This is a genomic window from Paenibacillus athensensis (genome assembly GCF_004514475.2).
Lineage (GTDB): Bacteria > Bacillota > Bacilli > Paenibacillales > NBRC-103111 > Paenibacillus_AL > Paenibacillus_AL athensensis.
Genome location: NZ_MYFO02000001.1, coordinates 830,675 through 851,984 on the forward strand (window position 1 = coordinate 830,675; position 21,310 = coordinate 851,984).

At 56.4% G+C, this 21,310-nt stretch carries 25 protein-coding genes and 1 pseudogene; 13 read left to right on the forward strand and 13 right to left on the reverse strand.

The window, feature by feature from the left end:
• Positions 1-195 precede the first annotated feature (195 nt).
• The 3 genes and pseudogenes from B5M42_RS03800 (at position 196) to B5M42_RS03810 (ending at position 2,659) form a co-directional block, all read left to right on the forward strand.
• Positions 196-924, forward strand: a complete 729-nt coding sequence (locus B5M42_RS03800) for an ABC transporter ATP-binding protein (protein WP_134756501.1) — start codon at positions 196-198, stop codon at positions 922-924.
• Positions 921-1,963, forward strand: a pseudogene (locus B5M42_RS03805) (ABC transporter permease). Before B5M42_RS03800 ends, B5M42_RS03805 begins: the two are co-directional and overlap by 4 nt.
• A 33-nt stretch (positions 1,964-1,996) precedes the next feature.
• Entirely contained in the window at positions 1,997-2,659 is a 663-nt protein-coding gene (locus B5M42_RS03810) for a TetR/AcrR family transcriptional regulator (protein WP_134756499.1), read from the forward strand.
• A 163-nt stretch (positions 2,660-2,822) separates the two neighbouring features.
• Here B5M42_RS03810 and B5M42_RS03815 read toward each other — a convergent pair whose 3' ends face one another.
• Positions 2,823-4,010: an MFS transporter gene (locus tag B5M42_RS03815; RefSeq protein ID WP_329959241.1), complete on the reverse strand. Its 1,188-nt coding sequence runs from the start codon at positions 4,008-4,010 to the stop codon at positions 2,823-2,825.
• A gap of 155 nt (positions 4,011-4,165) precedes the next feature.
• On the opposite strand from B5M42_RS03815, the gene B5M42_RS03820 reads away from it, so the two are divergent.
• Both B5M42_RS03820 and B5M42_RS03825 read left to right on the forward strand, forming a co-directional pair.
• Positions 4,166-5,635 (forward strand): aminotransferase class I/II-fold pyridoxal phosphate-dependent enzyme, encoded by a 1,470-nt coding sequence (locus tag B5M42_RS03820; RefSeq protein ID WP_209280781.1) that lies wholly within the window; start codon positions 4,166-4,168, stop codon positions 5,633-5,635.
• Between the two features lie 105 nt (positions 5,636-5,740).
• Complete coding sequence (locus B5M42_RS03825) at positions 5,741-6,160, forward strand: DUF1885 family protein (protein WP_134756495.1); 420 nt, start codon at positions 5,741-5,743, stop codon at positions 6,158-6,160.
• Between the two features lie 138 nt (positions 6,161-6,298).
• Here B5M42_RS03825 and B5M42_RS03830 read toward each other — a convergent pair whose 3' ends face one another.
• The 3 genes from B5M42_RS03830 to B5M42_RS03840 form a co-directional block, all read right to left on the reverse strand.
• Positions 6,299-6,613 (reverse strand): DUF1292 domain-containing protein, encoded by a 315-nt coding sequence (locus tag B5M42_RS03830; RefSeq protein ID WP_134756493.1) that lies wholly within the window; start codon positions 6,611-6,613, stop codon positions 6,299-6,301.
• A gap of 87 nt (positions 6,614-6,700) precedes the next feature.
• Positions 6,701-7,321 (reverse strand): stalk domain-containing protein, encoded by a 621-nt coding sequence (locus B5M42_RS03835; RefSeq protein ID WP_134756491.1) that lies wholly within the window; start codon positions 7,319-7,321, stop codon positions 6,701-6,703.
• Positions 7,322-7,398: 77 nt separating this feature from the next.
• A complete protein-coding gene (locus B5M42_RS03840) occupies positions 7,399-8,304 on the reverse strand; it encodes an alpha/beta hydrolase (protein ID WP_167690226.1) in 906 nt (301 codons plus the stop codon).
• Positions 8,305-8,411: 107 nt separating this feature from the next.
• Here B5M42_RS03840 and B5M42_RS03845 point away from each other — a divergent pair, with 107 nt between their 5' ends.
• Entirely contained in the window at positions 8,412-8,576 is a 165-nt protein-coding gene (locus tag B5M42_RS03845; protein ID WP_134756487.1) for an aspartyl-phosphate phosphatase Spo0E family protein, read from the forward strand.
• A gap of 4 nt (positions 8,577-8,580) precedes the next feature.
• On the opposite strand, the gene B5M42_RS03850 is transcribed toward B5M42_RS03845, so the two are convergent.
• Positions 8,581-9,078 carry a CcdC family protein gene (locus B5M42_RS03850; protein WP_230632612.1) on the reverse strand — a complete coding sequence of 166 codons (498 nt, stop codon included), beginning with the start codon at positions 9,076-9,078 and terminating at the stop codon, positions 8,581-8,583.
• Positions 9,079-9,222: 144 nt separating this feature from the next.
• On the opposite strand from B5M42_RS03850, the gene B5M42_RS03855 reads away from it, so the two are divergent.
• From B5M42_RS03855 to B5M42_RS03865, 3 genes are all read left to right on the forward strand, one after another.
• The gene (locus B5M42_RS03855) at positions 9,223-9,975 is read left to right on the forward strand and encodes an MBL fold metallo-hydrolase (protein ID WP_134756485.1); all 753 of its coding nucleotides are present in this window, start codon (positions 9,223-9,225) and stop codon (positions 9,973-9,975) included.
• Positions 9,976-10,022: 47 nt separating this feature from the next.
• A complete protein-coding gene (locus B5M42_RS03860) occupies positions 10,023-10,289 on the forward strand; it encodes a DUF3892 domain-containing protein (RefSeq protein WP_134756483.1) in 267 nt (88 codons plus the stop codon).
• Positions 10,290-10,465: 176 nt separating this feature from the next.
• A complete protein-coding gene (locus B5M42_RS03865) occupies positions 10,466-12,091 on the forward strand; it encodes an ATP-binding protein (RefSeq protein ID WP_167690224.1) in 1,626 nt (541 codons plus the stop codon).
• 19 nt (positions 12,092-12,110) lie between these two features.
• On the opposite strand, the gene B5M42_RS03870 is transcribed toward B5M42_RS03865, so the two are convergent.
• Positions 12,111-12,569, reverse strand: coding sequence for a divergent PAP2 family protein (locus B5M42_RS03870; protein ID WP_134756479.1), 459 nt, complete (start codon positions 12,567-12,569; stop codon positions 12,111-12,113).
• 100 nt (positions 12,570-12,669) lie between these two features.
• On the opposite strand from B5M42_RS03870, the gene B5M42_RS03875 reads away from it, so the two are divergent.
• On the forward strand, positions 12,670-13,098 hold the full coding sequence (locus B5M42_RS03875; RefSeq protein WP_134756477.1) for a CBS domain-containing protein: 429 nt from the start codon (positions 12,670-12,672) through the stop codon (positions 13,096-13,098).
• On the opposite strand, the gene B5M42_RS03880 is transcribed toward B5M42_RS03875, so the two are convergent.
• Genes B5M42_RS03880 through B5M42_RS03895 form a run of 4 tightly spaced genes read right to left on the reverse strand, consistent with a single transcriptional unit; the run spans position 13,067 to position 15,732 of the window.
• The gene (locus tag B5M42_RS03880) at positions 13,067-14,278 is read right to left on the reverse strand and encodes an ArnT family glycosyltransferase (protein ID WP_167690215.1); all 1,212 of its coding nucleotides are present in this window, start codon (positions 14,276-14,278) and stop codon (positions 13,067-13,069) included. The genes B5M42_RS03875 and B5M42_RS03880 overlap by 32 nt on opposite strands.
• 55 nt (positions 14,279-14,333) lie before the next feature.
• The gene (locus tag B5M42_RS03885) at positions 14,334-14,684 is read right to left on the reverse strand and encodes an EamA family transporter (RefSeq protein ID WP_134756473.1); all 351 of its coding nucleotides are present in this window, start codon (positions 14,682-14,684) and stop codon (positions 14,334-14,336) included.
• Positions 14,681-15,028 (reverse strand): DUF2304 domain-containing protein, encoded by a 348-nt coding sequence (locus B5M42_RS03890; RefSeq protein WP_134756471.1) that lies wholly within the window; start codon positions 15,026-15,028, stop codon positions 14,681-14,683. Before B5M42_RS03890 ends, B5M42_RS03885 begins: the two co-directional genes overlap by 4 nt.
• Positions 15,028-15,732 carry a glycosyltransferase family 2 protein gene (locus tag B5M42_RS03895; RefSeq protein WP_134756469.1) on the reverse strand — a complete coding sequence of 235 codons (705 nt, stop codon included), beginning with the start codon at positions 15,730-15,732 and terminating at the stop codon, positions 15,028-15,030. Before B5M42_RS03895 ends, B5M42_RS03890 begins: the two co-directional genes overlap by 1 nt.
• A gap of 153 nt (positions 15,733-15,885) precedes the next feature.
• On the opposite strand from B5M42_RS03895, the gene B5M42_RS03900 reads away from it, so the two are divergent.
• The 3 genes from B5M42_RS03900 to B5M42_RS03910 are packed head-to-tail and all read left to right on the forward strand — an operon-like array spanning position 15,886 to position 19,427.
• Positions 15,886-17,205 (forward strand): spore germination protein, encoded by a 1,320-nt coding sequence (locus B5M42_RS03900; RefSeq protein ID WP_167690213.1) that lies wholly within the window; start codon positions 15,886-15,888, stop codon positions 17,203-17,205.
• 45 nt (positions 17,206-17,250) lie between these two features.
• Complete coding sequence (locus tag B5M42_RS03905) at positions 17,251-18,333, forward strand: GerAB/ArcD/ProY family transporter (RefSeq protein WP_134756465.1); 1,083 nt, start codon at positions 17,251-17,253, stop codon at positions 18,331-18,333.
• Positions 18,327-19,427 carry a Ger(x)C family spore germination protein gene (locus B5M42_RS03910; protein ID WP_134756463.1) on the forward strand — a complete coding sequence of 367 codons (1,101 nt, stop codon included), beginning with the start codon at positions 18,327-18,329 and terminating at the stop codon, positions 19,425-19,427. Before B5M42_RS03905 ends, B5M42_RS03910 begins: the two co-directional genes overlap by 7 nt.
• A 201-nt stretch (positions 19,428-19,628) precedes the next feature.
• On the opposite strand, the gene B5M42_RS03915 is transcribed toward B5M42_RS03910, so the two are convergent.
• From B5M42_RS03915 to B5M42_RS03925, 3 genes are all read right to left on the reverse strand, one after another.
• Positions 19,629-20,177: a hypothetical protein gene (locus tag B5M42_RS03915; protein ID WP_230632614.1), complete on the reverse strand. Its 549-nt coding sequence runs from the start codon at positions 20,175-20,177 to the stop codon at positions 19,629-19,631.
• Between the two features lie 9 nt (positions 20,178-20,186).
• Positions 20,187-20,741 (reverse strand): superoxide dismutase family protein, encoded by a 555-nt coding sequence (locus B5M42_RS03920; protein WP_134756461.1) that lies wholly within the window; start codon positions 20,739-20,741, stop codon positions 20,187-20,189.
• A gap of 155 nt (positions 20,742-20,896) precedes the next feature.
• Positions 20,897-21,223: a hypothetical protein gene (locus B5M42_RS03925; protein WP_134756459.1), complete on the reverse strand. Its 327-nt coding sequence runs from the start codon at positions 21,221-21,223 to the stop codon at positions 20,897-20,899.
• Positions 21,224-21,310: the final 87 nt, after the last annotated feature.

Consider the following 21,310-nt stretch of genomic DNA (forward strand, 5'->3'; position numbering starts at 1 on the left):
ATGGCTTTTGTGTGTTGGGCGGACGGGCAGGTTGGTCAGGTTGCGGTGGGCGTTCATCGTCATCGTGTTCCGCCCGAATTCACCCCTCCGAAAAAATGAGTGATTACTCACTTTACAAGCCGCAAAAATTGGCTTACAATAACTTTATTCCATATGTGAGTGATTACTCACTTCATTACAAAAGGGAGTGTTTCTATGACGCAAACGGCTTCCATCGACATCCGCAATGTCAGCAAGCAATTCGGCGCCAAGGTCGTGCTGCGCGACATCACGCTGCAGGTTGAACCAGCGCAAATCTATGGGCTGCTTGGCCCCTCGGGCTCGGGTAAAACGACGCTGGTGCGGATGATCGCCGGCATCGACGAGCCGACCGCGGGCACCGTGCACGTGCTCGGCCAGCGCATGCCGCAATTGGCGATGCTGATGCAAATCGGCTATATGGCCCAATCCGACGCCCTGTACGGCGAGCTGACTGCCCAGGAAAATCTGGAATTTTTCGCGTCGCTATACGGCTTGAGCGGCAGCCGGCGCAAGCGGCGCATCGAAGAAGTGATGTCGCTGGTCAATCTGACCGACCACTTGAAAAAGCCCGCAGCCAGCTACTCCGGCGGGATGAAGCGCCGCCTGTCGCTGGCGATTGCCCTGCTCCACGAGCCGGGCGTGCTGATTCTCGACGAGCCGACAGTGGGCATCGATCCGGTGCTGCGCAAAGCGATCTGGGCCGAGCTGGGGCAGCTGTGCGCGCGCGGTACGACGATTCTCGTGACGACGCACGTCATGGACGAAGCCGACAAATGCCATCGGCTCGGCATGATTCGCGACGGCCGGCTGACAGCCACCGGCACGCCGGAGGAGCTCAAGCAAGCGACGGGAAGCACGACGATTGAGGAAGCCTTTTTATATTACGGAGGTGTCGGCCAATGAGAATTCGTGCAGTCGTTATTCGCATTTTGCGTCAGTTTTTCCACGACAAACGGACGCTGGCGATGATGCTCGTCGCGCCGATGCTTATTTTGTACATGATGTCGCTCGTATTTAACGGCGATACGTATGCGCCCAAGCTTGGCGCTGTCGACGTGCCCGCCCCGCTTGTGCAGAAGCTGGAGCAGCAGGGCGCCGATGTCACGTCCTATAGTGCAGCGCAAGTCGATGAAGCGATGAAGCAGCTCGCCGACGTGAAGCTGGACGCGGTGATTCGCCTCGATGCAGGCGCGCCGCAGGTGGAACTGGAGGGCAGCGATCCGGGCAAAAGCAAAGCGGTGCTGTTCCTGCTGCAAAAAGCGCTGCAAAGCGCTGCTCCAGCGGCAACAAACGCCGCCGGCGTCCAGCCGGCGATCAGCTACCTGCACGGCTCCGAGGATATGGCCGCGTTCGATAATTTTGGCCCGGTGCTGATTGACTTTTCGTTTTCTTTTTCGTCTTCCTGCTCTCGGGCGTCTCCTTTTTGCGCGAACGCACCGGCGGCACGCTGGAGCGTCTGCTGGCTACCCCGCTGCGGCGCTGGGAAATCGTGGTCGGCTACATTCTCGGCTTCGGCATTTTCACGCTGCTGCAAGCGGCGCTGATCGCGTGGTTTGCTACCGGGGCGCTGGGGCTGATGCTGGTCGGTTCCTTTTGGTACGTGCTGCTGATTACGATTTTGCTGGCCTTGACCGCCCTTTCGCTCGGCACGCTGATCTCGGCGTTCGCCAACAATGAGTTCCAGATGATTCAGTTCATTCCGCTGATCATTGTGCCGCAAATTTTTTTCTCCGGTCTGTTTAATATGGATACGATGTCGGTCTACCTCCGCTGGCTCGGCGTGATCATGCCGCTTTCTTACGGCGCCGATGCGCTGCGCAGCATCATGATTCGCGGTGCGGGCTGGGACCGCATTTGGCTGGACGTCGTTGTGCTCGCCGGCTTCACGCTGGTGTTCATGCTGCTGAACGTAGTGGCGCTGCGCAAGCATCGTAAGATATAATGGGGGCAATGCCGAGTAAGAGGTGAACAAACCATGAGCGACTTGGAGCCTTGGCTGCAGGAAATGCTGCGTCTTCAGGAAGAAGAAGAAAAAATGACCGACAAACAAATGAAAATCGTGCAAGCTGCGGTTGAGGTATTTGCTGAAAAAGGCTTCGCCGGTTCTTCGACCAGCGAAATCGCCCAAAAGGCCGGCGTCGCCGAAGGAACGATTTTCCGCCACTACAAAACAAAAAAGGAACTGCTGCTCTCCATTGTCGCGCCCATCATGACCCGGCTCGTCGCCCCGTTTGCGATTCGCGACTTCACGAAGGTGCTGGACGCCGACTATACGAAGTTTGAGGATTTTTTGCGGGCTGTGCTGCGCAATCGGCTCGAATTTACCCGCAAGCAGTTTCCCGTGCTGAAAATATTGCTGCATGAAATCGCTTTTCATGACGAGCTTAAAGATCAGTTCAAAGATTTGGTCGCCAAGCAGGTGTACAGCCGCGCCGAGCGCGCCGTCCGGCATTTTCAGGCGCAGGGCCAGTTGATCGAGCTGCCCGCCCCGACCACGATCCGGCTGATCGTCTCTACGTTTATCGGCTTTGTGCTCGTGCGCTTCCTCTTCTCTCCCGAGATCGATATGGACGAGGAGCTGGAAATGGAGCATACGATCCGTTTCGTGCTATACGGGCTGACGCCGCGCAAGCCATAGCGGGCATTTGGGGAATACGGGAAATAGTCAAAAAAAGGGGTTGGCTCTCCATCGTCTAGCGACGGCGGGCCAACCCCTTGTCTATGCGCCGAGCAACTGGTCCGGCGATCCGTGCGTCGTTGGCGAACCGAATCTTGGCGGTTACGCAAACGGGATTGCTTCGTCAGGCGCTTGGCGTCGCTGCATCCGCACGGTCCAGTGACGTAAAGCGCGCCAGCAAGCCTGTCGCAGCCAGACACAATACGCCCCCAATGACAAACGGCAGCGCATGGCTCAGATTGAACACGGCCCCGCCCAGCAGCGGTCCCGTAATCCGGCCGAGGCTGTCCATCGACGAGCTGAGCCCGGTCGCGACGCCTTGGCCGACCTTGGTTCGCTGCGTGATCAGCGACGTGACGCATGGCCGAATGAGCGCGTTGCCCGCTCCGAATACCGACAGGTACAGCGCTGCACTCAGCGTGCTCGACGAGTTCAGCAGCAGGAAAAATCCGGCTGCCGACAGCACCAGACCGACCGCAATAACGCGCTGCTCGGACCCCTGCTTGACCAGATGGCGCACGACGCCTCCCTGAATGAGCGCACCCACGATGCCGCTGGCCAGGAACATCATGCCGATGTCAAACGGCGTCGCGCCGATTTTGTCCATTTCAAAATATTGCAGCGTTGCTTCCAGCCCCGCCAGGGTAAACGTCACGAAAAAGGAAAGCATATACAAGTACTTCAGCGGCCCGGCAAAAGCCGTCCAGCGCGAAGCTGCGCGCTCGGACCCGACCGTCCGCTTGTCCGCAGGCAGCGATTCCTTGAGCACCGCGAAAGCAAACAGAAAACTGGCCGCCGATAAGCCCGCCGCTACGAAAAACGGCAGCTGCGTTCCCCATTTGCTTAATATCCCTCCAAGCGCCGGTCCGAAAATAAAGCCGAGGCCAATCGCCATCCCGACCATGCCCATGCCCTTCGTCCGGTTCTCCGCCGTCGTAATGTCGGCTACATAGGCCACGGCGCAAGCGGTCGCTGCGCCCGAGAACAAGCCCCCAAGAATACGGGATACGTACATGATCCACAAATGATCGCCGGCAAAGCCGAAAATCAGAAAGCTGGCGCAAAAGCCCAGCAGCCCGACCATGATGATCGGACGACGGCCAATCCGGTCCGACAACGCTCCCCAGAGCGGCGACATCAGAAAGGAAGCAGCGGAATATACCGACAGCAGGAGCGCATTGTGGAACTTGGCTCCGACGCCGTTGATCACTTCGGGCAGGATCGGAATGATAATGCCGAAGCCGATAAAAATCGTCATAAGAAGCAGCATAATGACGCCAATTTGTTTATTCATGTTGCCAGGTTTCTCCATCAAACACTTTTCCCGTAATCGTACCATACCCGCGCGCGATATGGAAATGACTCCGTCGAGTCAGGTCGTTGCAAAAAATTCACTTGCATGTAGGTCGCATTTTGTTATACTCATTACGAAATCCATCCCCATACAGAAAGGAAGTTGATATTCAGGTGGATCATACCAGCACTCCCCTGTTCTCCGCCTTGCTCCGCCATGCCGAGCAAAACCCGATTCAATTCCATATTCCCGGACATAAAAAAGGGGTCGGGATGGACCCGGAATTTCGCGCTTTTATCGGCGACAATGCCTTGTCCATCGACCTTATTAATATAGCACCGCTTGACGACCTGCATCAGCCGACCGGCGTGATCGAAGAAGCGCAAAAGCTGGCTGCCGACGCCTTTGGCGCCGACCATACGTATTTTTCCGTACAAGGCACCAGCGGCGCCATCATGACGATGATCATGACAGTCTGCTCCGAAGGCGACAAAATCATCGTGCCGCGCAACGTGCATAAATCGGTTATGGCCGCGATCATTTTTGTCGGTGCCAAGCCGGTATTCATCTCGCCGGCCCGCGACAAGAATCTCGGTATCGACCACGGCATTACGACCCGTTCCGTGCGACGCGCGTTGGAGAAGCATCCTGACGCCAAAGCCGTGCTCGTTATCAATCCGACGTATTACGGCGTTTGTACGAATCTGAAGGAAATCGTCGAGCTGGTGCACAGCTACAACATGCCGGTGCTGGTCGATGAAGCGCATGGCGTGCTCGTTCATTTCCACGACCGCCTGCCGGTGTCGGCAATGCAAGCCGGCGCCGATATGGCGGCCACCAGCGTGCACAAGCTTGGCGGCTCGATGACGCAAAGCTCGGTGCTGAACGTGCAGGGCAACCGCATCAACCCCAAGCGCATTCAGACGATTATGAGCATGCTGACGACGACGTCAACGTCTTACATTTTGCTGGCCTCGCTCGATACGGCACGCCGTCAGCTGGCGCTGCAGGGACAAGCTATGGCCGAGCGGACGCTGGCGCTCGCTGACTACGGCCGCGGCCACATCAATGAAATTCCCGGCCTGTATTGCTTCGGCGAGGAGATTCTCGGCGAAGAAGCCACCTTTAACTACGATCCGACCAAGCTGTGCATTCACGTCCGCAAGCTTGGCTTGACCGGCTTCGAGGTGGAGAATTGGCTTCGCGAGCAATACAACATCGAAGTTGAGCTGAGCGACATGTACAACATCCTTTGCTTTGTCACGCCGGGAGATACGCAGGACAACGTTGATATTCTATTGACGGCGCTGCGCAGACTGTCTGAGGAAAATTATAACGTGAACACCGTAAACGACGTGGTGATCAAGGTACCGGCGATTCCGCAGCTAACGCTGTCGCCGCGCGACGCTTTTTATGGAGAAACTGAAGTGCTGCCGTTTCGCGAAGCGGCCGACCGGATTATCGCCGAGTTCATCTACGTGTACCCGCCGGGCATTCCGATTCTGCTTCCGGGCGAGGTCATTACGCAGGAGCTGATCGATTACATCGTCGAGCACGTCGAAGTCGGTCTCCCCGTCAAAGGTCCGGAAGACCGCAGCGTTCAGAATGTCAAGGTGATTGTAGAGACGCAAGCGATTTTCTAATGGCTGCTCTGGCCGTCGTTTGAGCCGATGGGGGCAAATATTGTAAAATCGTCAGACCAATGCTATGATGATGGTGATGTGCAGGTTGGAGGTGCTTAGAAGAACATGGCTCAAAACGCTTATATCAAATTCGTCACAGGCTCCGCCGTCTCTTCCTTGAGCTTGAACGAAGTGAAAGAGAAATTGCAGCATTACCGCGAGCAGCTCGCGCTGACCGCCAAGCAGCTTGGCTGGGAATACGATGAAGCCGGGTTCCCGTACACGATTGAGACGAAGCCGGAAGGCGAAAACTCGTGGTTTTATTTGAAAGGCACGAACCCGCTGTACAAATATATCGTCGTTGGCGTCGGCCGCGAAGACGGTCAGGACGAGCCTCGTCACTACGTGCAGGTGGTTTTGCCGGATGACGCTACGCACGGCGATAAAGCCAAGGGCAACGAGTTCTGTAAATACCTCGGCCGCCAGCTGAAAGCGGAAACCCATCTGTTTAACGGCAGAATCATGTATTTTAACCCGCGTAAATGATCAAATATGAAGAGCCGCCCGTTGCAGCGCTGTCTGCCGGTCCGGCTCTTTTTTCGTAATGCTCCCAGGTTGTTCGCTCAAACAAAAAGCCGCCTCCGGCGCTTGCGGGCCTCGGGCGACTCTGTGGGTTATGTAAGCTTATTCTTCATCCTGCGCGATGATTTCGTTGTAAATGGCAACAACGCGCTCCCATTCGGCTTCATCTTCAATGTTCACCAAAAAGGCTTCGTCGTTCTCTTCTTCAATTCGGAAAATGACGCCGTCCGCTTCCGGATCGTTGCGGTCGAGCAGCACGGCATAAGCTTGATCCTGCGATTCAAACGTATACACCATCACCATCTCATGCTCTTCGCCGTTCTCGTCCGTTACGATAAAAATATCTTCTCCATGCTCATGATCGTGGTCATGGTCGCAGTCAGGTCCGTGCACATGCTCGTGCTTATGATCGCTCACTGGCAGTACCTCTTTTCATCGGATAGTATAGATCTACTTTCGTATCGTATCACTTTCCCCGAACGAGGTCAAACCATGCGCAACCGACTATTTGGACAAGATCAGCTTCTGCGAAACGACCGAATAATTCGAATTTTCGTCGAGCTTCATTTCGAACTTGACCACGTAGTTGCCGTATTCGTCAAACGAAACGTCCTTGAACGGCACCGGCAGCCAGAAGGTGTCCTTCTGCCCGTTCATCGCCTTGACGACGGGAGTCACGACCTGCACGCCGCTTGGCGATTCGATCGATACGCGCACGGACGAAACGCTGGTGCGGAGGTTGTCAACCTGGGTAAAGACGACAAAGCTGATCGTCTCGCCCTGATTCACTACGCCAAACGGCGTCTTGAGCGAATAATCCTTACCGATATCCTGCGCAACAAGCATATGTACATTCGGCTTATACAAGGATACGGTTTTGTTGCTGTTGTCCCATTTCACGAGACCTTGCAGAGAATTGGCGAGCGAACGGAGCGGCAGCATCGTCTTGCCGTTAACGATCAGCGCAGGAACATCGGATGACGAGAAATCCTCCAGCCTGTCGTTGACATACACCCGGGCGATGCTGTAGCCGTCATAGTCCCCCCATATCGAAGAAGCCACCACCGTAGCTGTACTGAGAACAAAAAACAACAGCATCAACGTAAATACACGCTGAACCTTCATACCCTTATAACCTCCAGCTCTTGTAGGTAATCTATGTGTCTGCATGTATATACTCCGCCCGGCAAAAAGAGTTGCGCTTATTTTATAAAATCGGCTGCAGCGTCCGCAAAAAAACGCAGCACCTGCTCCGTGTACGCCTCCGGCTGTTGCGCATACGAGCCGACATGTCCGCCTGTTGGCGTCGTCCACAGCCGAAAGCGGTCGGGATGCGCGGCCTGCAGCTCACGGCTGTTCGCTGCGGGAATCGCTTGATCGGCTTCGCTGTGGATGAACAGCGCCGGACGCGGGTACAGACGTTCGACGGCGGCCAGCGCATCCACCTCGTCCGGGCGCACCCCGGTCAGAAGCGGCAGAATCGCCATGATCAGCGGCGTAAAGGGATAGCGGGGCAGCTTCGACCACACGGACAAATTGCGCCGCAAATACGGCTTCAGCCGGCTGAACGCGCTGTCCGCGACAACGGCGAGCACCCTGGGATCCCGGGCAGCAGCGAGCAGCGAAGCCGTCCCGCCCATCGAAAAGCCCAGCAGGCCAATCGGCTCGGCATAGCGCTGGGCCGCCCAATCGACGGCGCCGAGCACGTCGAATTGCTCGAGCTGGCCGACGGTCGTCAGCCGCCCCTCCGATTCGCCGGAATTGCGGAAATCGAACATCAGCACGCGGCAGCCGGCTTCGACCAGCGACTTGGCCAGCGCCAGCGCCGGCAAGCCGCGCTCCAGCCGATTGCCGGCATAGCCATGCGCGAACACAATCGTCAGCCGCGCTGCGCCGGTCGGCGGGAGCAGCCAGCCGCTGAGCTGAACGCCGCCTTCCCGGCTCGGAAACCGCATCGGCTCGCAAACGAGACCGAATTGCTCGGGCGATTGCGTCAGCGCCCGTCGAGCTGGATGCGTCAGCTTCCATCCGATCAGCACAGCCACACCGGCAGCGGCAGCGCACAAAACAGCCGCGCTCCCTAGAGCAACGATCCAGAATTCGCCCAATATACCCACTCCTTGACAAAACGTAATAAAGACAGTATTCAATTTGCATGCAGTCTGGTAGACTGGGAGCATAAACTTTGCACACGTGAGGAGATTTTACGCACACTATGGCCGCCCAAAGCAAGTTCGACAACGAAATTGACCGGCTGAAAAAGAAGCTGGAATCCGTCGCTGCCAAGCATAAATACAACTTCCGCCACCCGCAGGTGCTGGCCGTCAGCCAAAAGCTGGACGGGCTGATCGTACAGCAGATGAAAAATAACGCCGGCTGACCGGCTAAGTCTCATCCGCCCCGCTTTGCTCCAGCAGCCTGCGGTAGCGAACGTACATCGCCACGCGCCAAGGGACAATCATGCCGAAGGCGAGAATGAAAAACAGCGCGCCGGTTTGAAAAATCGATACATAGGCCTCCACGTATTCATGCAGCAGCAGCCTTACAGCGAGCAGCAGCAGCAAAATGCCCATAAACGCCTTCGAGCGCTCCATATATACAGCTCCGCCGCGCGCCGTAAGCCGCGAAGTACGGATAAGCGGATAAGCGAAAAAAACAACCCCGATAGCAAATGCGCATAGCGCCCACAGCCAAGGAATTCGCGTCGAAGGCGCCGCGAACATGAAGAAGCCTGTGCTCATGCCCAGCGGGGGCATCCAGATTTTCATCGCGTTCACCGGCCTCGCTGCCGCGCGAAACCGCAGCAGCATCACCATCAGTGCCATGCCGAGCGAACCGATCAGCGATACGGCCTGCAGGTGGGAATTCAACGCACCAAACACAAAAACCCCTCCTTTTCCTTGCCTCCTCTCGATTATAGCATCGGCGCTCCGCACGCAAAAGTGATTTCACATAATGGTTGAAATTGAATCTGTTCCCGTGCTACATTAGAAAAAGATGAGTTTTGTCGAAGTGGGGGCAGCTACATGAGTTTTCAGATTCAAATGATCGGAACCGGCAGCGCATTTGCCAAAACATACTATAATACGAATGCACTCATCACTTGCCAGAACCGCAAACTGCTCATAGATTGCGGCTTCACAGCGCCGCTTTCGCTGCACGAACTGGGCGTTACTCCGGATCAGTTGGACGGAATCCTGATTACGCATATTCATGCGGATCATGTAGGCGGACTTGAAGAAATCGCCTTTCGCCTTCTCTACCAATACAACAGGAAGCGCACGAAGCTGTTTCTGACCGCCGAGCTCGCCGAGCAGCTTTGGGAGCACACACTCAAAGGCGGCATGTACAACGACGATGAGAACTTTGTGGAGCTGAACGATTACTTCGAGGTCGTGCTGCTTGAAGACAACGTGCAAAGCGAGCTGTTCGAAGGCTTGACCGTCGAACTGCTGCCGACGCTGCACATTCGCCGCAAGCTCAGTTACTCGCTTTTTATCAATTCCAGCTTCTTCTACTCCGCCGATATCCAGTTCAATGCCGAATTGATTGTCGATGAAGTTGTCGGCAGACGAAATTGCCAGACCATCTTCCACGACTGCCAGCTTAGCGGCCGGGGTATTGTTCATGCAACGCTGGAGCAGCTTCTGACGCTGCCGGAGCCCGTCCAATCCCGGATGTACTTGATGCACTATGACGATCAGATGCCGGCATACATAGGCCAAACGGGACAAATGCGGTTCATTCGCCAACACGAGGCTTTGACGGTGACCGAATGAATAAGCGCTTTCGCTCGCGGGCAAGCTAAGCGCGGGAGGCGATACACATGAACAACAACAATTGGAGCAACAACACGGTCAATCCGGCCGTCCAGGAGCAGGTCGTAGCCGTGCGCAAAAACGGCGACGGCGATATCGTACAACTGCAGCTTTCTTCGGGCCGCGTGGTCGATTACAAGGAAGCGCAGCAAATGGCCAAAAACGGACAAATTGCCCACGTCAACGTGTTCAAGGGCCGTGACGGCGACGAGCATCTCCGCTCGGACGCGGACGGCGATCCGTCCAACAACCTCGATAACCTGCCCGTATTTTAAATGAACACATGAACGGCATACCCGCCGCGGCTTCCCCTCAACGAAGCCGCGGCGGGTATTTTGTGTGGCCTGACGGAAATTTTTTCCTGAGCGCTGCGCTTTTGTGCAGGGGATTCACGCGCGCGCAGAGAATTGAATGCAGTAATATGCAAAAGCTTGGAAGCAGGGGAGGAAATGTGCTGTTTAATCGAATGCTTTGGACGTATGGCGGCTTGTATACCCTGTATGTGCTCATCGTCAAAACAACGGCTCACCCGGTCATCTTCTGTCTCAGCTTTCTTGTGTATGCCGTCAGTCTTTCCGCCCGTCTGCCGCGCGCCGCGACCCCTTGGGTTCAACTGGCGCTGCTGATTGTCATGCAGACTGCTGGACATTATTATAACAGCGCATTGCCGCTGTATTTGCTTACGCTGGCCAAGTATGTTTACGTCGAAGAAAGCCGAGCGCGCATCTGGCAAATGTCGATCGTGTATGCGCTCGCCGGTCTGGCGGTTTCGATTGCGCCGATCGCTCACAAATATTCGCTGCTCGCGCTCTTGTTTTTCATTGTCGGCATCGCTTTCCACTTCGTAATCGCCGCTTATTTGGGGCGGCTTAGTCACATCACGGCCAAACGCACGGACCGGCTGCAGCAGGAAAGCAACCGGCTGTCGACACAGGACGCGTTGACTGGCTTATGCAACTATGACGAATGCCACAAGCGTCTTGAGCAGTTGATCGCCCAGCAGCGCCCGTTCACGCTGATCCTGATCGACTGCAACGAGTGGAAAGCCATCGCCTCGTCGCGCGGCTTTCAGGCGGGGAGTGCCCCGCTCAAGCAAGCGGCGGAGCTGCTGAACATTCTGTTCTCCGAAGCGTTGTTTCTCTCGCGATATGGCGGCGATGAATTTGCCGTCGTTCTGCCGCTGATCGACCGGGAAACGGCCATTTCCGCGGTCCGGCCGCGGCTGGATTCCGAATTCCCCCGTCTGACAGGCATCCAGATCACTTACGCTTTCGCCATGTACCCGTACGACAGCACGAACAAAAACGATCTGGCGCTGCTCGCCGAGCATCATCTTTTTTTACGCAAAAGAGAGCTGTGGCTCAAACGCGAGGAGCAATTGCTGCAATCGGAGAAGCTCCGCGTCGTCGGCGAGCTGGCCTCGGGCATGGCGCACGAAATCCGCAACCCGCTAACCACGATCAAGGGCTTCATGCAGATCGCCCGTGCCAACGGCTACAACATTGAACACTGGTACGGTCTGATTATGAGCGAAATCGATCGGATGAGCGAGCTGACCGGGGAATTCCTGCAATTTTCCAAGCCGCAATCGGCCCGCTACCAGGTGTTGCCGCTGCAAGCGTGCATTCTCAAGGCCGTATCGCTGACGGAATCGGAAGCGGTCCGGCTGGGACACCTCGTTGGCAGCGAGCTGCCCGAGGAGCCGCTGTACGTGCTGATGGACCCCGATAAAATCGTTCAACTGTTGCTGAATCTGATCAAAAACGCCTGTGAAGCAATTGCCCACAACGGTCAGATCGATATCCGGCTTCACCGACGCGATCACTTGGCCGAGCTGATCGTGCAAGACAATGGCTCGGGGATGTCCAGCGACATGCTGGAGCAAATCTTCAATCCCTTCTATACGACCAAAGAAACCGGTACCGGGCTGGGGCTGGCCATTTGCCACAAAATCGTGCAGGACCATCACGGCAGCATGGAGGTCGAGAGCGCGGTCAACAACGGTACCCGCTTCATCCTTACCTTCCCGCTCTCCCCCGCTCCGGCGCTGGAACACGAGCAGGCCGCTTACGGGTAAGCGGCCCGGCTGGTTTCAGCTATCGGCGTTCCAGCGCATAGCTCGCCGCGCCAACTGCGGCACCGAGCAGCGCACCGCCCAGCACCTCGCGCGGCAAATGCCCGAGCTGCTCTTTCAGCTCCTTGCGCCGTCTGGCGTGATAGGCGCCCGGATGTTGCTCCGCCAGCCGCTCGACCTGCTCGTCGAGGTCGTTGACCTCGACGGCGATTTCGCCGGCGGCGCGGCGAATGCCCATCGCATCGTACATCACGATGCCGCCAAACAAGGCGCTGACGGCAAAATCCAGCGCCGACACGCCGCGCTTGCAGGCGATGTACGCTGCCAGCGCGCTGACGCCGGCGGAATGGGAGCTGGGCATTCCGCCGCTTTCCGTGAGCTGGGACCAGTCCCAGCGGCCTGTTCGCATCCACGTCCAGGGAAGCTTCAAAGCCTGGGCCGTGCCTAGGGCCAGTAATGCTGTTGTTAACGCGCGATTCATGTGATCACCTCACGGTTAGGTTCCATCGCAGCTTTAGATTCTATACGTTTGAATATGTTAAAATGAGAAGGTAAGCAGCTAGCAAAGGAGCTTTTCCCACATGAATATTGCCTTTTTCCTTTTACCGAAATCCGAGGTTATCACGACGACCCTCCATGCCACCCTGCGCCAAACGCTGGAGCGCATGGAGTACCACCGTTACACAGCCGTGCCGATTCTCACCGACGACGGACGCTATGTCGGCACCGTGACTGAAGGCGACTTGCTGTGGTTTCTCAAAAACGCCAGCGGCGTTGATTTCGACAACGCGCACCGGCATTTGCTGGAGGAGGTTCCGCTCCGGATGAGCAATCAGCCCGTCCACATTCACGCGGATATGGAGGATTTGATTGAACTGGCCAAGGTGCAGAATTTCGTGCCGATCGTCGACGATTCCGACAAATTCATCGGCATTGTGCGCCGCAGCGACATCATCGAATATTGCGCTCGCCACATGTTCAAATCCGCTTCCGCTGCGGGAGAGCCGTAAGCCACAGGCTACGCAGGTAGCCGGCGATTTGCACAGCGCCCCATGCCGCGGCCAGCATCATGAACGGCAGCATCGCGTAAGCGTAGCGATTGACCGGAATGAACAGCATATGCACGGCAAGAAATACGGCAAAGCCGCCCAACAGATAGCGCACGGACAGGCTGCGCCAGGCATAAGCCAGCATGGTCGCCCAGCCGAGGCCCAACGTGTATGTGTTCAGCTTGCCAAGCAGGCTGAAATACCACCCGGGCACTGCCAGCGGATACGGTCCCACCCACATTGTTTTAAAAAAGACGGCCAGTTTCCCGACGGTCATCCAGCGCAGCCACAAGAGCGGTTCAGTCACGAAGCCCTCGCGGATGCGCCGGAGCCCTTCGGCGAACTGGTCTTTGTTTTCCATGCCCGTCCAGTCGATGGTGCCTCGGAAATACGGATCGGTTCCACCGAGGAACGGATTACCGGCTTCGCCTTTGGCGATAAAGATGAAGCTGTGGAACGTGTGCCAGTTGCGCAGCCACCACGGCAGCATGACAACGCCGAAGGCAGCGGCGGCCAGCAAAGCAGTGCGCGGCTCTGCCCGTCGGTTTGTCCACCACAGCAGCACATACGGCACAATCGCCATCGGCAGCGTATTCGGCCGGATCAGCACGCACAGGCCCAGCAGCAGCCCCATCCACCAATGGTCGCGTTTGCGGTTGTCCTGCAGCACGCGGATCTGCATGTAGACCAGCCCCATAAACGCCGTCAAAAACGGCACCTCGGTCAAAATCAGCGAGCACGACCAAATGTAAGAAGGCTGTACAGCCGCCAGCCCGGCAGCGATCAGCCCGGTCAGCGGGTTGAACAGCCGGCGACCGATCAGAAACAGCAGCGCGATCGCCCCAAGCGCGATCAGGCAGTTGAGTACGCGCACCGCCATCAGCGCCGGCTCCAGCGGGTCGTGGTCAAACAACGCCAGCACACCCGCCAATAGCAGTGGCCAGCCCGGCGTAACCAGCGTATTCGGCTCGGTGCTGCGATAAGCGTAGATGCCTTTGTCGAGCAGTTGTACAGCGGTTTTCGTATACTCCAGCTGATCCCATTCCAACGGCGCATAATGCGCGGTCAGCACATAGTGCAGCCGCAGGTACAGCGAAACCGCCAAAATCAGCAGCAAGGCGGTTGCAGTCGTTTTTTTCATCCCACCCTCATCTCTCCTTCTCTGTATCTTTCGCCAGCCCCCGCGTTCGTCCTGTTTATTTGGCCAGCAGCAGCGCCCCGCCGGCCAGCAGCAGAAGTCCCATCCACTGTGAAGCCGAAAGCGATTCCTTGAACAGCAGCAGCCCCGACAAGGCGCCGATGACATACGCCATCGATTGCATCGGATAGACGCGGCTCAAATCATAGCGGCTCAGCGCGTAAAACCACAGCAGCGTCGCAAGTCCGTAGAGCAAACAACCCATCAGCAAATACGGCTGCAGCAGCACTGCGCCCAAGCCGTCCCAGCCGGTCAGGGGCGTACGACTCAGCGACAGCTTCCACAATATTTGTCCGCCCACCAGCAGCAGCACATTCACGGCCACGATCAAAAGCGGAGTCAGCGTCATGGATCGCCCGCCTCCTGTATGCGGCGCGTCTCCAGCAGCGCGACCTCTTGCACCAGCCGCGTCAGCCGACGCTGCAGCTTGGAGATGACAATGGTCAGATGCAAAATAAACAGCAGCGAAAACAGCAAGCCGACAGCAAACAGCAGCGATGGGGCGTAATACACGCGAACTGCGAGGGAAAGCCGCAGCAGCAGCTGCGGAAACAAACTGAACGCCGTCATCAGCACGCCCAGCGTCAGCCAAAGCAGCGCATATTGCTCCTGCAGCTTTTGCCGCCGGATCAATTCAATGGAAATGAACACAAAAACCAGACTAAACACAGCCGACGCCAGATAAATGCTCATCAGACGGCGCTCCCGTCGCGAAAGCGGGTGATGCAGACCGCCAGCGTGACTTTCAGCATGTAATAAAGCGACTTGAGCGGCGTGATCGACGAACGTCCGGCCTGACGGCCGCGCATGACGACAGACGCTTCGCAGAGCCGGAAGCCGCAGCGCTCCAGCAGCATAATCGCTTCCACCTCGGGGTAATCCTCCGGATAGGTGCGTGCAAACAGCTCGATGATCGGGCGATTGACGGCGCGAAAGCCCGACGTCGGGTCCGTGAAGCGCTTGCCCGTCATCCAGCGAATCATCCAAGTGAAAAACCAGATGCCCAGCCGCCGGTTCCACGGCGAACGGTAGCTCGTGTGCTGTAAAAAGCGCGAGCCGATGCAGCAATCGGCGCGGTTCTCGCGCAGCGGCTGCAAGACCGGCTCCAGCTCGCGCGGATCGTGCTGGCCGTCCGCGTCAATCTGCACAGCCAGCTCATAGCCGTTGCGCGCTGCGTACAGATAGCCCGCCTGCATAGCGCCGCCGATGCCGAGATTGACCGGCAGGTCAATGACGGCGTCGGGTCGCGCAGCGCGCGCTACCGCAGCCGTGGCGTCTGTCGAGCCGTCGTTGACAACAACGATGTCCGCTGCGGGCAGCGCCGCCCGCACGTCGGCAATGACGCTGGCGATGCAGCCCGCTTCATTATAAGCAGGAATGATGACTAACAATTTCATGCGCAGCTTTCCATCCTTCCGAACTTTGATTTATTTTCCAGCTTGCCCTTGAACGACGGCAAATAAACGCTGCCGCTGCCATTTGGACGGATAACGGGCGTCTTGCCGGGATAAGCTAACAGGGAAGCGCTGGAAGCGGAAGGAAGGATGGCTATGGACTGGACCGAGCAAAGCAAGGAATGGCTGCTGGACAAACTGGCTCCGAACGGGGACCTGGAGCTGCGGACATTGGGCCGGGGCGGCGGTCTGCAGATCGAATTGCTATTTATCCGCAGCATTTGCGATGCCGAGTTCATCCGCAAGCAGCTGATCGAGCCGTATTTTCAAATGAAGACCGATCAGGAATATGAAGATTACCTGCTGGCGTTTCCCGGCGCTTATTCCGCTAAAAACAACGTCGATACGCTAATGAAGCTGACCTCGGGCTACGCAGTCATTACACTGGGAGACCATATGCTGGTATTCAACGCCATCCAGGTCAAAGCCTCCGCCTTGTCCGAAGCGAGCGTCGAATCGACGCTACTCGGCCCGCAAACGGCATTCAGTGAGCATATCGATACCAATCTGAATATCGTGCGCTTACGCTACCGCCAGTCCAGTCTGAAAACGGAAAATTTCGATATCGGTCGGCTGACGCAAACCCGGGTTTGTCTGCTTTACGACGACAAGCTTGTCGATCAGGGCGCCCTGCTTCGCGTCCGGCAATGTCTGGATCAGATCGACGTGGATACCCTGCAGTCGGCAGGCGAGCTCCATCGGCTGATGACCAAAAATTCGTATACGCTTTTTCCCGTTTACCTGTCTACCGAACGGCCGGACCGTACGATTATCAATATCTCGCAAGGCAAAATCGTGCTAATGGTCGAAGGCACGCCGTTCGTCCTGCTGCTGCCGGCGGTTTTTTTCGAATTTTATTCCGCGATGGACGATCTGTATCAGCTTCCGGTCGTCAGATATTTCTTGAAGCTGCTGCGTTATATCGCTTTGTTCACCAGCATCTTGCTCCCTGGCGCTTATGTGGCGCTCACCGCCTACAACCCGGAAATTTTCCGCGTACAGCTAGCCATGTCGATTGCCGGCAGCCGCGCCTCCGTTCCTTATCCAGCCTATGTGGAAGTCATCTTCATGCTTGTGATGATGGAGCTGCTGCTGGAAGCGAGTATTCGTTTGCCCAAATCGGTCGGCTCTACGGCCACGACCGTAGGCGGCTTGATTCTCGGACAAGCGGCGACACAAGCCGGACTGATCAGTACCATCATGATCATCATTGTGTCGACCGTGGCAATTTGCAACTTCGTTGTGCCGATCAATACGATGAGCTTTGCGATGCGCGTCGTCAAATACCCGCTCGTGCTATTGGCCAGCCTTTTCGGCGTTGTCGGCCTTGTCATCGGGTTCGTCGGACTGATCGGCTATCTGGCAAGCTTGCGCAGCTTCGGCAAGCCGTATTTGCGCATTTTCTGGAAAAATTGAAGGCAGCGGCCGGCAGACGTCACAACCGCGAGGGGGCAGACCCGATTGATCCGCTATTTTTACTATTTGATTTTACTGAATATGCTGGCCAATATTGTGCTGTTCGTGCCCGGCATCTTCATTTCCCGCCGCTTTGAAGGCAGCATCTTGTCCGTCGCGATTGCCGTACCGATCGGCTATGCGCTGATTCAGGTGTTCATGCGGGCGCTGAGCGCCTTCCCCGGTCAGGGCTTCCCGGAAATTTTGCGCGACACGCTGCCAAACTGGCTGGGCAAGCCGATTCTCGTGCTGTTCATTGGCATGTGGTTCAGTGCAGGCTCGCTGACGCTCGTCACCTTTACCAGCATGATCACCACCTTCATCAATCCGGATATCCCCAGCTGGTTGACGCTCTTTTCACTGCTGTGTATTGTCGCCCTGATCGCCAGGCTCAGCTCGGACTCCGTGCTGTATACGATGGAAATTTTGCTGGTGCTCAGCACGCCGATGATTATGTGGATTTTGTACAAAAGTCTGCTCAATCCGTCCTTCCGTTATGACGCTGTGTTTGAGATTGTCTCCCACTTCCGACACTGGCCGACACTGGATACGCTATCTGCAGGGACGTATATCTTCACGGGTTATGTGAATATGATCATTTTCAACCGCTTGTTCGGCCCCTTGACCAAGCTGCGTTTCCTGTGGGCCGTTCCGATCGTTGGCTGCGGCGTGCTGCTGACCAGCTTTTTGATTCCCATTGGCATGCAGGGCACGATCGCCGTAGGCGACTATACGTTCATCTGGAGCTCGACAACCGACTCCATGCGCATTGAGTTCGGGATTGTCGAACGGGTGATGTTCATTTTTATCCTGCTATATTCCTGCATCAGTGTGGCCGGTACGTTCATTCATTGGCATGTCGGTCTGGAAATGACCAAGGGGCTGCTGCCCGGGCTGAGTAAAAGCCGCTACTTCACCTGGATCGCTGTCGGATTCTTTAGTGCCGTTACGCTGATCTTCAACTGGTATATGGACCATCACATTCTCGACATGGTCGGCAGAATGTGGATCGAGCTGCGTTTTATTAGCGAAATGGCCTTGGTCGCGCTCATATTTTTGCTGGCAAGGAGGAAGCGACGTTTATGCTGAAACGTTATCTGCTGCTTCTGCTTATTGTGCTTGTGGCCGGCGCGACCAGCGGCTGCGGGTTCAAGGATATCGACCGGCGCTTTTTCGTCGTCGGCATCGGCCTTGACGGGATGGAGCAGGGGGACAAGCGGTTTCGCCTTACGCTCAAGCTAGCGGTACCGAGCAGTCAGAGCGAAAGCGGCGCCGACAAATCGCAGGTCATAACCCAGGACGCGGATTCGGTCACCGAAGCCGTGCGTCTGATCAAGTCGCGCGTCGATAAAGAGCTGGATTTCGGTTATGCCAAAGTGATCGTGCTCGGCAAAAACATCATCAAGCATGACCTGCGCGACACGATGGATTGGCTGATCCGCCGCCGGGACATTCAGATGATTGCCTGGATGGCTGTCGGCGACCCGTCAGCTGAAGCCGTACTGAAGCTGAATACACGCTCGGAACGGTTGGCAGGCAATGCGCTGATGCTCAGCTTCGGGCGTACCGGGGTCGAGTCGGGCTACATCGTCTCGCAGTATTTGTTCGACTTCTACCGGAAAATGCGCGAGCTTGGCCTTGATCCGGTGCTGCCGATTGTACAGGCCACCAAGTCCGGTTATTCAATCAACACCGCGGTTGTTTTTAATTACCACAACGCCCAAATGTATTTGACGAAAGACGAAACCCGCATCTTTAACGTGACTTTCGGCAGTGTCAGTAAAGTGGAGGTCGAAGCCCCGATGGGCGATGAGCATATTTACGCTTCGATCGATAAAGTCAAAACCAGCTTTAAAGTGCATACACCTTCCGGAGAAAAGCCCTATGCACGGCTCACGATCCATACCGACGGTTTGCTGGAGGAATCTACTGTGCCAACCTCGCCTCTGAAGCTGGGCGAATACGAGCAGGTCATCCGGCAAACGGGCGAGAAACGCATCATTGAGCTGCTGCAAAAATTTCAAAAGGCGGGTCTCGATCCGCTTGGTTTCGGGCTGGATTACCGCTCACACCACTTTCAAAGTCTGGAAGAGGAGTGGAACAACTGGCAGCGGATTTACCCGCAGCTGGAATTCCGGATTAATTACGACATTAAGCTGAAAAGTACAGGCGTCGTGCGTTAACTTATGCACGCATGGCCTTTGCCTAAACGTCAGGCCCGTATCGGTCAAATCTGCTCCTGTGCGGGCTGCAGCTGCCTCGGCCACCGGGCGCAAACAAGGCCAATCGGACTTAATCTCCGATTGGCCTTATTGATGATTTGCTGTTTTGCTCCGCGGACGCTCAATCCCTGCCTCTTGCCGTATGCGTCGCTCGACAGCGCCTTATTGCAATTGGCCGGAGCCTGCGCCCTTGGCCAATACAAACTCACTCGCCCAGTCCACCATGCCGTTCATAAGCGTAAGTACGAGATTGACGGCGTCTTTGTCTGTCATGGTACCGTCGCTTTGGCTGCTGACATATTGCGAGGTCTTCTGTTCCAGCTTTTCCACCATCGCTTTAATTTTTAACAGCTCATTGGCGAGATCGGCGACTTGACCGTTTTGTCCATTGTCGCTGCCAGAGCCAGCATTCTGGCTCTGATTCTGGCCTTGGCCCTGACTTTGCTGTTGCTGCCCCTGCTGCTTCTGGCCGCCGGAATCGGAGGCCTGCTGCTGTCCGCCCTTGCCGGCTTGGCTTGGGCTGCCGCCCGAGCCGCTCCCGGAGCTTCCGTTGGCTCCGCTGTCCGACGACATCTGATCAGCACCGCTTTGCTCGCTCTGGCCGCTGCCGAGCAGCATTTTTTTGAGCTGCTCCAGCTCAATCAGCATCATGTCGTTTTGCTTGGTCAGCTCGTCCATTTGCAGCTTTAAATCCGTCGTTTTGATCATCATCCCACCGCCCTATTTGACTACGCCGCATGCAATCCGTTTACCCGAATTGCCTGCAGGATCGGTCTTTAAATCATCCGGCTGCTCATGAATGACCAAAGACGTGCCTCCGCCGGTGTAGAGCGAATTCGGCTTGCCCTTGTCAAGAACGACCGCTTTCGTAATAAAATCCGCTTGAGCCGCGCCCTGCTCGTTCACGACCAGATTCGGCAGGTCGCCGGCATGCGCTCCCTTGGGATTCTCGAACCCGTGCTGCTTGTGGCCCGGATTGAAGTGGCTGCCGGCTGAAGTGAAATCGGGGCCTTCGCAAAGCGGCTTCTCGTGAATATGGAATCCGTGCAGGCCCGGCTTCAGTCCGGCCACCTGAATACGAATGCGGACACCGCCTTCGGCCCACGGCGACAGCTTGGCCGTGCCGAGCATCTGCCCGGCGCCGCCCGCGATCGGCACCGTCACCTCTGCGGGCGGCGCTGCCGCTTCCATGTTCGCTACAGGCTCGGCGGCTTGACAGCCGGCGAGTACGAGCAGCGTTACGCTTGCAGCCATCAATGACTTGATAACGTTCATGAATCTTGTTGCCTCCTCATCTGTTAAGCTTGCCCAATCTACCTTTAGCATGCGCAACCGACCGTGACGGTAAACATGCACCCGCCAACAATTTTCCCAAAACAAAACGCCTGCCACCGTCGGGTAGCAAGCGCCTTGATTATCAGGGCAAAGCCCTATAAAATCGTCATCAGCCGGGCAATGATCTGGCAATTGTCCAGCTTTCTTTTATAAAAATGAAATTCAACCTTCGCTTTGTCCAAAGCCGTTTCCAGCTTCAGCACTTCCTGCTGCAGCTCCTCCGTATGCGGCCACAGCTCCGCTTGGCGCTGCTGCTCATTTTTGCCGGTAATCCGCCCTTCGTTCATGATCTCGCATTCCCTGCCCGCAAGCCGATGTTTGGCCCAAGCCAAATCCGCCACAGCATCCGAATAAGCGCTTTCCGCTTGTTTGACCAACTCAGGCAGCAGCTGCAACTCCAGGATCACTTCCGACCGATTCATGCGACTCCTCCTATGCCAGCATTCCAGCGGGCACGCTCCGCTTTGCTTCATATATATGCAGATCAGCAGCAAACATGCGGGAGGCGG

What these genes read in the sequence shown, in the direction of transcription:
- B5M42_RS03815 (WP_329959241.1), bottom strand. Translation starts at nt 4,010, where the DNA reads ATGGAGAAACCTGGCAACATGAATAAACAAATTGGCGTCATTATGCTG.
- B5M42_RS03860 (WP_134756483.1), top strand. Translation starts at nt 10,023, where the DNA reads ATGAACAACAACAATTGGAGCAACAACACGGTCAATCCGGCCGTCCAG.
- B5M42_RS03925 (WP_134756459.1), bottom strand. Translation starts at nt 21,223, where the DNA reads ATGAATCGGTCGGAAGTGATCCTGGAGTTGCAGCTGCTGCCTGAGTTG.
- B5M42_RS03825 (WP_134756495.1), top strand. Translation starts at nt 5,741, where the DNA reads ATGGCTCAAAACGCTTATATCAAATTCGTCACAGGCTCCGCCGTCTCT.
- B5M42_RS03835 (WP_134756491.1), bottom strand. Translation starts at nt 7,321, where the DNA reads ATGAAGGTTCAGCGTGTATTTACGTTGATGCTGTTGTTTTTTGTTCTC.
- B5M42_RS03855 (WP_134756485.1), top strand. Translation starts at nt 9,223, where the DNA reads ATGAGTTTTCAGATTCAAATGATCGGAACCGGCAGCGCATTTGCCAAA.
- B5M42_RS03875 (WP_134756477.1), top strand. Translation starts at nt 12,670, where the DNA reads ATGAATATTGCCTTTTTCCTTTTACCGAAATCCGAGGTTATCACGACG.
- B5M42_RS03895 (WP_134756469.1), bottom strand. Translation starts at nt 15,732, where the DNA reads ATGAAATTGTTAGTCATCATTCCTGCTTATAATGAAGCGGGCTGCATC.
- B5M42_RS03885 (WP_134756473.1), bottom strand. Translation starts at nt 14,684, where the DNA reads ATGACGCTGACTCCGCTTTTGATCGTGGCCGTGAATGTGCTGCTGCTG.
- B5M42_RS03900 (WP_167690213.1), top strand. Translation starts at nt 15,886, where the DNA reads ATGGACTGGACCGAGCAAAGCAAGGAATGGCTGCTGGACAAACTGGCT.
- B5M42_RS03845 (WP_134756487.1), top strand. Translation starts at nt 8,412, where the DNA reads ATGGCCGCCCAAAGCAAGTTCGACAACGAAATTGACCGGCTGAAAAAG.
- B5M42_RS03920 (WP_134756461.1), bottom strand. Translation starts at nt 20,741, where the DNA reads ATGAACGTTATCAAGTCATTGATGGCTGCAAGCGTAACGCTGCTCGTA.
- B5M42_RS03810 (WP_134756499.1), top strand. Translation starts at nt 1,997, where the DNA reads ATGAGCGACTTGGAGCCTTGGCTGCAGGAAATGCTGCGTCTTCAGGAA.
- B5M42_RS03915 (WP_230632614.1), bottom strand. Translation starts at nt 20,177, where the DNA reads ATGATGATCAAAACGACGGATTTAAAGCTGCAAATGGACGAGCTGACC.
- B5M42_RS03890 (WP_134756471.1), bottom strand. Translation starts at nt 15,028, where the DNA reads ATGAGCATTTATCTGGCGTCGGCTGTGTTTAGTCTGGTTTTTGTGTTC.
- B5M42_RS03910 (WP_134756463.1), top strand. Translation starts at nt 18,327, where the DNA reads ATGCTGAAACGTTATCTGCTGCTTCTGCTTATTGTGCTTGTGGCCGGC.
- B5M42_RS03880 (WP_167690215.1), bottom strand. Translation starts at nt 14,278, where the DNA reads ATGAAAAAAACGACTGCAACCGCCTTGCTGCTGATTTTGGCGGTTTCG.
- B5M42_RS03800 (WP_134756501.1), top strand. Translation starts at nt 196, where the DNA reads ATGACGCAAACGGCTTCCATCGACATCCGCAATGTCAGCAAGCAATTC.
- B5M42_RS03870 (WP_134756479.1), bottom strand. Translation starts at nt 12,569, where the DNA reads ATGAATCGCGCGTTAACAACAGCATTACTGGCCCTAGGCACGGCCCAG.